This window comes from Tateyamaria sp. Alg231-49 (genome assembly GCF_900143535.1).
Classification (GTDB): Bacteria; Pseudomonadota; Alphaproteobacteria; order Rhodobacterales; family Rhodobacteraceae; genus Tateyamaria.
In genome coordinates this window covers 1-10,591 of the sequence record NZ_FRFA01000033.1, presented here as the reverse complement: position 1 = coordinate 10,591, position 10,591 = coordinate 1, and the positions used below count along the sequence as shown (strand labels likewise).

General features: G+C 57.5%; 13 protein-coding genes and 1 pseudogene. 2 read left to right on the top strand and 12 right to left on the bottom strand.

All coding sequences use genetic code 11. From position 1 onward, the window contains the following. The 9 genes and pseudogenes from DHN60_RS22775 to rbfA form a co-directional block, all read right to left on the bottom strand. Positions 1-177 (bottom strand): annotated as a pseudogene (locus DHN60_RS22775) (IS110 family transposase); the annotation flags it as partial. Between the two features lie 629 nt (positions 178-806). Further along, positions 807-1,535: a class I SAM-dependent methyltransferase gene (locus DHN60_RS21900; protein ID WP_108839423.1), complete on the bottom strand. Its 729-nt coding sequence runs from the start codon at positions 1,533-1,535 to the stop codon at positions 807-809. A 305-nt stretch (positions 1,536-1,840) separates the two neighbouring features. Further along, positions 1,841-2,110 (bottom strand): 30S ribosomal protein S15, encoded by a 270-nt coding sequence (gene rpsO / locus DHN60_RS21895; RefSeq protein ID WP_108839422.1) that lies wholly within the window; start codon positions 2,108-2,110, stop codon positions 1,841-1,843. Between the two features lie 158 nt (positions 2,111-2,268). After that, complete coding sequence (locus tag DHN60_RS21890; RefSeq protein ID WP_108839421.1) at positions 2,269-3,174, bottom strand: calcium-binding protein; 906 nt, start codon at positions 3,172-3,174, stop codon at positions 2,269-2,271. A gap of 96 nt (positions 3,175-3,270) precedes the next feature. Next, positions 3,271-3,795: a DUF1643 domain-containing protein gene (locus DHN60_RS21885; protein WP_108839426.1), complete on the bottom strand. Its 525-nt coding sequence runs from the start codon at positions 3,793-3,795 to the stop codon at positions 3,271-3,273. A 108-nt stretch (positions 3,796-3,903) separates the two neighbouring features. Next, positions 3,904-4,407 (bottom strand): hypothetical protein, encoded by a 504-nt coding sequence (locus DHN60_RS21880; protein ID WP_108839420.1) that lies wholly within the window; start codon positions 4,405-4,407, stop codon positions 3,904-3,906. A gap of 158 nt (positions 4,408-4,565) precedes the next feature. Beyond that, positions 4,566-5,471, bottom strand: a complete 906-nt coding sequence (truB, locus tag DHN60_RS21875) for a tRNA pseudouridine(55) synthase TruB (protein ID WP_108839419.1) — start codon at positions 5,469-5,471, stop codon at positions 4,566-4,568. A gap of 59 nt (positions 5,472-5,530) precedes the next feature. Next, complete coding sequence (locus DHN60_RS21870) at positions 5,531-6,265, bottom strand: phosphodiester glycosidase family protein (RefSeq protein WP_199913720.1); 735 nt, start codon at positions 6,263-6,265, stop codon at positions 5,531-5,533. Beyond that, positions 6,262-6,669: a 30S ribosome-binding factor RbfA gene (gene rbfA, locus DHN60_RS21865; RefSeq protein WP_108839418.1), complete on the bottom strand. Its 408-nt coding sequence runs from the start codon at positions 6,667-6,669 to the stop codon at positions 6,262-6,264. The genes DHN60_RS21870 and rbfA overlap by 4 nt, the downstream gene beginning before the upstream one ends. A gap of 88 nt (positions 6,670-6,757) precedes the next feature. Between rbfA and dapB the strand changes: the two genes are divergently transcribed. Next, positions 6,758-7,585: a 4-hydroxy-tetrahydrodipicolinate reductase gene (gene dapB, locus DHN60_RS21860; protein WP_108839417.1), complete on the top strand. Its 828-nt coding sequence runs from the start codon at positions 6,758-6,760 to the stop codon at positions 7,583-7,585. Positions 7,586-7,669: 84 nt separating this feature from the next. Continuing rightward, on the top strand, positions 7,670-8,023 hold the full coding sequence (locus DHN60_RS21855) for a dihydrodipicolinate reductase (RefSeq protein WP_108839416.1): 354 nt from the start codon (positions 7,670-7,672) through the stop codon (positions 8,021-8,023). Between the two features lie 13 nt (positions 8,024-8,036). On the opposite strand, the gene DHN60_RS21850 is transcribed toward DHN60_RS21855, so the two are convergent. The 3 genes from DHN60_RS21850 to DHN60_RS21840 all read right to left on the bottom strand — a co-directional run. Further along, positions 8,037-8,810 (bottom strand): carbon-nitrogen hydrolase family protein, encoded by a 774-nt coding sequence (locus DHN60_RS21850; protein WP_108839415.1) that lies wholly within the window; start codon positions 8,808-8,810, stop codon positions 8,037-8,039. 1 nt (position 8,811) lies between these two features. Then, the gene (locus DHN60_RS21845; RefSeq protein WP_108839424.1) at positions 8,812-9,969 is read right to left on the bottom strand and encodes a Xaa-Pro peptidase family protein; all 1,158 of its coding nucleotides are present in this window, start codon (positions 9,967-9,969) and stop codon (positions 8,812-8,814) included. Between the two features lie 359 nt (positions 9,970-10,328). After that, positions 10,329-10,591 (bottom strand): transposase (locus DHN60_RS21840; protein WP_159089341.1); only part of this gene is annotated, 263 nt, incomplete at its 5' end.

The following is a 10,591-nucleotide window of genomic DNA, read 5'->3' as shown; positions in this document are numbered from 1 at the left end:
GTGATGGCTCGTTCCACAGGCTTCAATACCGACCAAACATGGCTCGAGGCGTTCAAAAAATGCCAGGACTTGCGCCCGTCTCAGCGCGCGGTTGAATACAACCTCACCATGGTCGTCGATACCGTGGATCTGAAAAATGTTCTTGGCTAAATCTAAACCGATTGTTGTAACTTGCATTGGGTGGCTCCTCTCAAAAGCGGTTCATAGCAGCTGCAATATGGCGCATTACGACGCCGGGTGATGCAGGAGCCATCCACCCCATCCGCAACTCGGTCATTGGTTCTGGCTTTGACCAATGACCGCTGATTGCCCTTTCTGGATCGCGAGCCAAAGCATCCGTGCGACCTTTGCTGGGTCTTGCGTTGCAAATTGCCCAAGATTGTCAGACGATCAGAGGTATCTCTTGGGAGTACAAGAATGAAGCACTTCGCACTGGCCTTACCCCTTCTCTGTGCAGCGTGCTCAGACCCAGAATCTTTATTCGCCTCATCAAGTGGCATCACATACAACAACGTGTCCACATACCAACTGAGTGAAATAACGTTGGACGCGGAAAAGCACTGCGCGCTTTACGACAAGAGCGCTCGCCTTGGACGGTTCCAGAAGACTTTGGGTATTGCGGAGTTTACTTGTCGGGACGTTTGACCAGCAATCGCGACAAAGCTTAGCGGTTTCGTCCTCATTAACCTTGCGGGTGTGGGGTGGCAGTTTGCTTCTTGAGCTCGCAGGTCAAACACCATCGGCACACCGACAGTGAATGTCCGTTTTGTGGCATTTGGTACGTTAGAGTTGGATAGGTCCAGACGCTAGGATTTCTTCCAGACCGATATGTGCTTTGTGCTCATTCGGTCAAACGGCGAACGGTCCCAGTCTGACCATCGATATTCCAGGTCCATACCGGCCATTTGTGCCATTAGATCAAGCTCTGAAGGCCATACATAACGGAAAGGGATCGACTGATGCATGTGGCGTCTGTCTTTCATCCAAACGTGGTTTGACGTGTAGTTTTGCGACGCCACATCAAACTCGTCGATGCCGAAGTGGTCAGGACTGCTTGCAAACGCCAGTCGTTCCTCGCCGAAAGGTATTTTCTGGATAGGCGGCACGAGGGTTTCAATAATGAACCGGCCTCCTTGTCCAAGATGGCGCGCCGCGTTCTTGAAACACGCGACTTGCGCCTGCTGAGACGTCAAGTTGTCGATGGTGTTAAACACCAGATAGACCAGCGAAAACGTGCCTTGGACCTGTGTCGAGGTCATGTCGCCGATGGCGACCTCAATGGGTGGGCCGGTTTCCTTTTCCCGCAGTTTCCTGACCATGGCCGCGGACAGCTCAATGCCTTTAATCTGCACACCACGTTCGGCCAACGGTATCGCGATGCGTCCGGTTCCAATGGCAAGCTCGAGAACATCGCCAAAGCTGGACAAATCCACCAAGCAATCAACTGTCCGTTCGATCAACATCGGATCTGTGCCGCCGTGATCCTGATCATAGGTTCTGGCGACGTCTTCGTCGAAGTATCCGTCATTGCTCATTGAATTGGTTTCCTTGGATCACTCTCAGAACGGGTCGATTGTTACCGGACTATCGGGCGAAGTGCTACGCAGGCTCTGGGCACGACTGCTTGGGGTGGAACCAGATGTCATTGCGACTGAGGGAATAGAAACTTTGGCATTTCGGCATTTCCTGCCAAACAACAGAAGCGCCTTTGAAACTCATTGAAATGCAATCGCCGATCAGGCGTCCCTGTTTTGTACATTCCCCAAACCCAACCTCTGGACACAAAAAAACCGCGCCGAACCAGCGCGGTTTTTCCGTATTTTTCCAAGAGGAGAAATCCTCAGCGGCGCAGACCCAGACGCTTGATCAGGTCCTGATAGCGGGCCTCGTCTTTTGCCTTGGTGTAGTCCAGAAGCTTGCGGCGCAGAGCAACCATTTTCAAAAGGCCACGGCGGCCGTGGTTGTCTTTTTTGTGTGTCTTGAAGTGCTCTGTCAGCGTCGCGATGCGCGAGGACAGGATTGCAACCTGAACTTCAGGCGAACCGGTGTCGCCCTCTTTGGTTGCGAATTCTTTCATGACGCGTGCTTTTTCTTCAGCAGTGATCGACATCGGGATCTCCTTTTCAGGTTAGAGTGAGACGCCGCCGGCCGGGATGTCGTCCAGCACGGGGCCATTAGATCCGGCGGTAACCGGAATTTCGCGCGTATAGGAAAGAATCAGTTGGATGGCAAAGCCTATTTTTGCCGCTGCGCCGAATGGTCGTTTCGTCAGAGCGGTGCCATCCCCGCAGACTGCGCGAGGCTGAGCGGCATGATCGAGATATCGCCCATTCCAATGTCCGCCCCATTCAGGATATTGGCGACGGCGACACCGTCCATAAACACCTGTGTGACGTCCGGATCGTCCGGGTCGGCGAACAGGCTGACATCGGGCACGTCGGTCCCGTCTTCGTAGACCAGCAGGATATTGTCGTCTTCGGAGTCGAAATCGACAATATCCATGGCTTGGCCATCTGTTATCCAATCGCCGCCAATAACCGTGTCGGCGCCCTCTCCGGACGTGACGATGTCCGCATTGCCTGCCACGATGATATCATCGCCACCGCCCCCGTTAAGGTAGTCGGATTGATCTACGTCGTCTGCTTCGGCGGTGTCCGGGTCATCTTCGACCCCGTTGATGACATCATCGCCCCATCCGCCGAACAACGTATCATTGCCCAATCCGCCGGTCAGGGTGTCGGAACCAAGCCCGCCCTGTATGGCATCATCACCGTTGTCGCCGCTGGCAACGTCATCCCCGGCTGAACCTTGCAGCGCATCATCACCGCTGCCGCCCATCAACATGTCATCGCCGTTTCCGCCAATCAGGGTGTCATCACCGCCTTCGCCAGCCAGTGTATCATCACTGTCTTGGCCGTGGATCGAGTCATTGCCCGTGCCACCAGCCAATGTGTCATCCGTGTCAAATCCATTCAGAACCTGATCTTCGTCGCTGTCTTCTTCGGATGCCGAAGCGCTGACTGTCGTTAGAGTATCGGTGTTTGTCTGATCGTCGCTTATGGGGCCAATGTCGGCGTCACCTTCAGACAGATCCTCGTCTGAGGCTGCGTCCGCGTCGATCACGCCAACTGCGCCGACTGCTAAAATTCCCACCAATCCTGCAAGCCACAACATGTCGCGATCCAGTCCTAGGGCGAAATACCCGGACGATACCTACGCCTGACCGTTGGCCGAAATCAAAGTGTTTTAGATCAAGTGGTTAACGCCGTCCTAAGACATCACAGGCGTTGGTGTCCATGGCTCCGGGGTTTGGGAGTAGGGCAGGTAGAGCGGATGCTTAGGGTGACCGGCCTTGGACAATCCAAGGTGAAACAGCGGGCGTGCAGCGTCGCGTAGTAGAGACGCCACATATGCCCCACGATCCAGATGCGCGCCGTGCGTGCCCCATGCGGCGATGACATGATCGGCCCAGGCTGCGCGATCCAGAATGGCTGCGTCATTGCCGGGTCCCACAGGGTCAGCGGCCGCGCGCATGGCCCGTGGATCGGTGTCCCGCCATGCAAAGATGTTGGTGACCGCAAAGCTGCCAAACCCAAGAGTGCGGGCCCGCCGTTCGCAGCGTTCGACGGTGGGGTCGTTTTGGACTTCTGTTGCGGTGGATGGGTTGAGCATGACAAAGTTCACGCGGCTTCCACTTTCCTCCCAAACCCGCGTCAGGCTGTAACGATACCGTTCGCAATCGGAGTAGATGGCGGTTGAGGGCGCGTCGCCCTTGATATGGGTCCGGGTGATCATGGCAGCGGTTGTGCCAGTGCAACCCGCCACGTGCAACGGCTTGAGGCGTAGAAAAAGGGCCGCGCAAACGTCCAGCGCGGCCCAAATGTCTCGGCAACCGGGTTGGGGTTATTCAGCGGGCATAGCCACTGGATTGCGGCGCAAGTCTAGGACGGCGCCTTTGGCTTCCATGATGCCCGCAGCCACGATTGCATAAACGATATGGCCCCACAGCGCGACCCAAGTGATCCCCGTCCATCCAAGGAACGGTTTGTTCCCGGTCACCAGATGCGCCATCACGTAGAGAGCAAAGATCCACAGTACGACACCGTACGCGATTGCAGTCACCGACCAGTGAAGGCGTGGCGCGACCATCATTTGAATGGGACGTGCGATGGCAAAGTACCCAACTGCGTAAAAGATCAACCCGGTCAGCGTATGCAGCAAATACGCGGCACCCGATGGATTTGCGCCAAAGATCGCTTTGAGCGAGGCGCCGGCAAGACCCACCGGGGCCAGTTTGGCATATCCAAAGAGGGGGCTGAGCGCCTGACCGAAGGTGTCAAAGGCGATGGTGGCAAAGGCGCCCGCACTGAGAACAGTGCCAACGGTGCGGAGTGATATCTGAGTCATGGGTCATGTTTCCCTGCGTTGTGTGTCTGATTGGACTGATATGGACCAATTGGTTCCAAACCGAAAGACACCTCACGCAGGGCTGATCACCCGGCCATTTCTGTAACATTTGACCAAATGGGCCGAACGGATGCATCCGTTCGGCAAGGCGAGCTGTTTCAGAGGTTAAAGACGCGCGCCGGGTGTAACTCTCCGGCCTTGTAGCGGCCAACGGCAACCGGAACCCCGTCTAGGGACGCCCATGCCTCGTCGCCATATTCAATGTCTGACGCCAGAACCATGCCCGGGTTGCCGTTGCGCAGTCGCGCTGCCCCTTCGGGCGTTGCGCGCAATTCGGGGAGGTCAGCCAGCCCGTCAGCCACAGGGCGCAGGTAAGTATCCAGCTCTGGTGTCTGGGCCATCGCTTCGACCTGCTCCATAGTCAGGCCGTCCTCGGCCTCAAACGGCCCGGACCAGATGCGACGCAAGTCGCGCACATGCCCAAAGCACCCCAGTGCCGCGCCCAGATCGCGCGCGATCGAGCGGACATAACCGCCCTTGCCACACACCATCTCGAGCGTCACGTGATCTGCATCAGGCCGGTCGATCATGATCAGCTCATCGACCCAAAGGGGACGGGCTGCGATCTCTACGTCCTCGCCACTGCGGGCCAGTTTGTAGGCGCGTTCACCGTCGATCTTTACAGCGGAAAACTTGGGCGGCACCTGCATGATGTCGCCGACAAAGGCGCCAAGGGCCGCCTTGATGTCGTCATCACTCGGGCGGGCGTCCGAGGTGTTGATCACCTCGCCTTCCGCGTCATCGGTGTTGGTTGACTGACCCAGTCGAACGGTAAACCGATAGGCCTTCAGCGCATCCGTGATGTAGGGCACGGTTTTGGTTGCCTCGCCCAAGGCGACAGCCAGAACGCCGGTCGCATCGGGGTCGAGCGTGCCAGCATGACCTGCCTTTTTCGCGCCCATTGCCCAGCGAACTTTGTTCACAACGGCGGTTGAGGTCGGCCCGGCGGGTTTGTCGATCACCAGCCAACCGGAAATGTCGCGCCCTTTGCGTGTACGGCCCATGGAGGTCCCTTATTGCTCGTAAAACAAGGGCAGGCGCCTAAGCCGCCCGGCTCAGCTTGTCAATCAGCCGCTTCAACCGTGCCGACAATCGGGCCCAGCGAGAACCCGATGTCACTGCGATTTAGGTCAGGTGCGTAGAGGCGAGAGATATTGCCATCCAGAAACAGCGCGTTGGGCAGGTTCAGATGATCGCGATAGAGCCGCCCAAATTCGTGAAACGTCACCGGGCTGTCCGAAATGGCAAAAACGGCGCGTTGTCCGTCGGCACTGGTGCCCACGCCATTGCGGATATAGCGCGAGGTGCTGTCGACCAGAAACCTCGGATGCAATGCGCCATCGATCACCAGCATTGGCCCTGACTGTGTAGCATAGGTGCACGTGGGCGCTTCATCAACAAAGCGCAGGGTTTCGATCACGTCCACGCGTGCATCTCGGATGCACAGCACGCCGTTGGGCAGTAGGCCAAAGTTGCCCGGACCTGCGTTAGGGATCACGCGCATGACCTCTTTGCCGTCTTCCACGTAGTGCCCGACTGGCGCGCGATCACTGTGATACATGCCCGCATTCATCGCAAAGCCAAGGCGCTTACCCTGATTGCGCAAGTCACGTTCGATGGCACCAAACTGGCCAAAGAGTGCGCCCGTTTCATCGTAGAGGAACAGGCGCAGTTTATCCGTGCTCAGATCGACGGAACATATCGCATAGGAATTGCCGTCGTGGGTGGTCGTCTCGCAGTCAACAGCCCAAGCGGGGGCTGTCCATGCAAGCAAAGCCACCACCGCAGCACGTATCACGTGTCAGACCCTGCGTCAGTGTCCCGGCGCACATCGTCCTGTGCCAACATGCGCCGTGTGTCGTCCATCCGGTCAAAGGTCTCATCGAGCTGAAACCGCAGGTCTGGGGCGAATTTCAGTGCCAGCTTTTTGGACACTGCGCGGCGCAACTCGCCCTTGTTGCGGGCCAGCAGTTTGAGCACGTCTTCTTGCCCCTGTCCGCCCAACGGCAAGACATAGGCCGTCGCGATCTTGAGATCGGGCGACGTGCGTACCTCGCCCACCGTGATTGACAACCGGTTCAGCTCCGGGTCGTGCACGTCACCGCGTGCCAAAACCTCGGCCAGAGTCCGCCGGATCAGTTCGGCCACACGCAACTGCCGTTGTGACGGGCCGCTGCCCTCATGAAATTTGTTCTTTCCCATATGCCCCATCTAAGCGGCCAGCCGCCCTTTGCCAAGCGGCCCCGCACGAGGTAGGAGAGCGGGAAACTGTCAAGTGAGGGCCAGAACCATGTCAGAATTGCCAGGGATCGTGATTGCAGGTGCGTCCGGACGTATGGGCCAGATGCTGGTCCGGTCTGTTGTAGAGAGCGGCGAGTGGCAATTGGTCGGAGTCCTCGAACGGCCAGGGCATGACTGGATCGGTCAGGACATAGGCACGGCCATGGGCGGTCAGGCGCTGGGTGCATTGGTTTGGGACGACCCATTGGAGCCAATGGCGAAAGCGCGCGCGGTGATCGACTTTACCGCGCCCGAAGCGACTATTGCGCTGTCGCACACCGCAGCACAGGCCCGCGCGGCGCACATCATCGGCACCACAGGTATGACGGACGACCAGATCGCTCAGCTGGAACCGGCCTCTCGTCACTGTGCCATCGTGCGCGCCGGAAATATGAGCCTGGGGGTCAACCTGCTGGTGACGCTCACCAAACAGGTTGCCGCAGCATTGGACGAAGATTTTGATATCGAAGTGATCGAGGCGCATCACCACCACAAGGTCGACGCCCCCTCTGGCACAGCGCTGATGCTGGGTGAGGCAGCAGCTGAAGGGCGTGGTGTGACGCTGCCGGACGTTCGGGATGCGGGTCGCGACGGAATTACCGGCGCACGCAAACGCGGTGACATCGGCTTTAGCGCGATCCGCGGCGGGGATATTGTTGGCGAGCATGACGTTTTGTTCTCTGGGCCAGGTGAACGCATTGTGCTGCGTCACATGGCCACTGACCGCGCGCTCTTTGCCAAGGGCGCTTTGAAGGCAGCAAAATGGGCGCTCGACCGGGCGCCGGGCCAATATGACATGCTGGATGTTCTTGGATTAAAGCCCCCAACCAACGCATAAAAAAATTCTGCGTCAAAAGTGAACCAATCACGCCGTTCGCCCGTACCCTTTTTAATAACAACTGTAGCCTCGGGAATTTCGTTCATGCGTATGATGATTGCTGTCGCCATAGCGCTTGCCACAGCCAGCCCTGTCTGGGCGGATCTGGTCAAGGTCGACGACCAAGGCCAGTTTGTTCAATTGATCAATGGCAAGACGCTGACGCGCCCTCTGATCAAGATCAAAGTATCTCCTGACGGGGAGATCGCTGGACGCGGGTCTCTCTGGGACATCGAAGGTTCGTGGTCGTGGCAAGATGGTTACTTCTGCCGTGACCTGTTCTGGGGCGGTGATGAACTTGGCTACAATTGTCAGGAAGTACAGGCCAGCGCAGACGGCAGGATCAAGTTCACGTCAGATCGCGGTGCAGGCGACAGTGCGATGTTCAGCCTGCGCTGAGGCCAACGCCTATCTAAAACACAATCAGTTTGCGGTCATTGAGGTATGGCAATCTGTCTTGCGCAGCTTTCACTCGCGCGATGTCCAAATCAGCATATAGCACTTCGGTTGCTGACGCCGCCCGCGCATCCTCTGAACCATCCGGCGCGGCAATGACGCTGGCGCCAAGGAAATCCATTCCGTTTTCCGTTCCCGCACTGTTGGCGTAGGCAAGATAAACGCCGTTCTCATAGGCGCGTGTTGGAATCATCGTCTTTGCAACCCAGCTCCAGTTTGCACCCAGTGCCGTTGGAACCAGCACCAGATGCGCGCCCATACCCGCTACATGCCGCACGGTTTCGCCGAATTCGGCATCGTAGCAAATCAGCGTCGCGATCTTCAATCCGCCAAGCTCAAACAACTCACAACCCGCGCCGGGCGAGAAATAGTCCCGCTCAAACCCCGGTGGGATCGCAAGCTTGCGCTGATGTACCAAACACTGGCCATTGGCGGATACACAGAGGGCTGAATTGAACAGATCATCGCCGGAGCGTTCGGAAAACCCATAGTGGATGGCAATGTTAAATTCTTGGGCCATCTTCGCCATTGCATCAAAGGTTGGTCCATCCAGGGCCTCAGCCCGCGACGCCAGATCCGCCCCGATATTGTAGCCACAGGCGAACAATTCAGGCAGCAATACAAGCTTCGCACCTTGTGCCGCGATGTCTGGCAATTCCGCGCGCAACCAGTCCAGCCGCGCTTGCGGGTCAGGTAAGTTTGCGGGGGCTTGGGCAACAGCAAGCCGCATTTCAGGTGTCCGTTACATGGAGCGTGCGCGGGTATTCGGTCAGGTACTCAAAACCGGTCTGCGTCACCACGATACTGTCGCCGATCCGACCTGCTGTGACGCCATCTACCGAAATCCCACCATCCACGGCGAACGTCATGCCTGCCTGCAACACGGTCTCGTCACCCGCCTTCAACTCTGGCGCTTCCAGATAGGCCATTCCGATGGAACGCCCCGTGCGATACCCGGTTTCGTACCCACGCTCTGCGTAGATCGCATTGGCGGCCTCCGCGACCTCTTGGGCCTGCACACCCGGACGGATCACGGCGATGGCTGCTTGTTGCGCATCAATGGCAGCCTGCTGAACCCGTGCCGCGTCTTCGTGTACGTCCCCAATATGAAACATTCGGTCAAAGCCCAGTTTGTACTGCTTGAACTGCGCCATGTTGCAAAAGCAGAAATAGACGGGATCAAACCGGGCATAGGGTTTGATCGACGCACGGCGATGCACCATCGACGCATCTTGCCCGCTTTGCAGGATTTGGAGGTTGTGAATCATGGGCGAGACAAACCGCTCCCAGCCCTGATCCGTCAAAAACCCGGCCGCGGCACGCGTGCCTGCATCAATGACGGCCAACGCACTTTCATACTCGCGTGCACCTTCGGACAGCGACCCGTGGGCGGCCTTCATCATCGCGCCCGCGATGTGTCCGGCCTGTTTCATCACCTCAATCTCGAAGGGCGATTTGATGGTCCGCTGGGCGCCCAAAACCGGTCCGATGTCCTTTAGCGGAACCCCGGGATACTGATCGTCCACAAAGTTGCGCACAATCGCGGGCACATCCGCACGCTCGATCCAGATTTCTTTGGGCGCGTCGGGCAAAGCGCCAGACAGGGCGCGGCCCCAACTGCGCTGGCCTGCGTCCTCCCACGTGCGTACGTCCGTGACCCATGTCATCTCGGCCACCATTTCGCTTTCCATCAGCGGGGTGATTACAGTGGGCGCATCCTGTGCGGGTACGACCAGCATGGTTGGGCGACCAAATTCAATTCCGAGGTATCCCCAGAACCCGGCAAGGTACGCGATTGAGCTTTCCGAGGTGAACACGGCATGCCCTATCCCAAGATCCCGCATCCGGGCTTGTAAGGCGGCGGTTCTTGAAACGGCTTCGTCAAGCATCGGGTGATTTTGTGTACTTTTGTCCATGCGCTCAGATTAGCGCGTGAATTTGGCTAAGATAACGTGTTTCCGACATGGACACTTGGGCAGCGACAGAGGGCCAGTGTAAAATGGCAGGCGAACCTTCCCAAGGGCGGGGCCGCAAAAAAGAATGGAAACCGCTGTGATTGTAGCGCCCATTCCCAATGCGGTTGTCAGCAAGTGGGATTCCTCTGCTTTGCCGCCAAAAAACTTAGCAGTGCCTGTGCGGTCGCAGTCTCTTCTTTCTCAATCGTAATTCGGCAATGTTCAAGCTGCGCTGCAATGAGGCACAGAGGCGTTTCGGTGCAGCGAATGGCCGCTTCGAGTATCCGTCTTGGTCAAGCGTGGTTTTGAACCCACTCTCGATCTGCTTTGACCAATGTGTTGGCGAGCTCAATGAGTTTCCGCATGATTGCTGTGAGAGCGACCTTTTGCGGTTTTCCCTGTTTGATCATTCTCTGGTATTTTTTGCACATATCGGGGTTGTGTTTTACAGCGACGAGAGCAGGCATGTAGAGCGCGTCGCGCAACTGCTTTCGGCCCCCTTGAATGCTGGCTTTGCCACGCCACTTTCCCGACTGTTGGGTCATCGGAGCCAGCC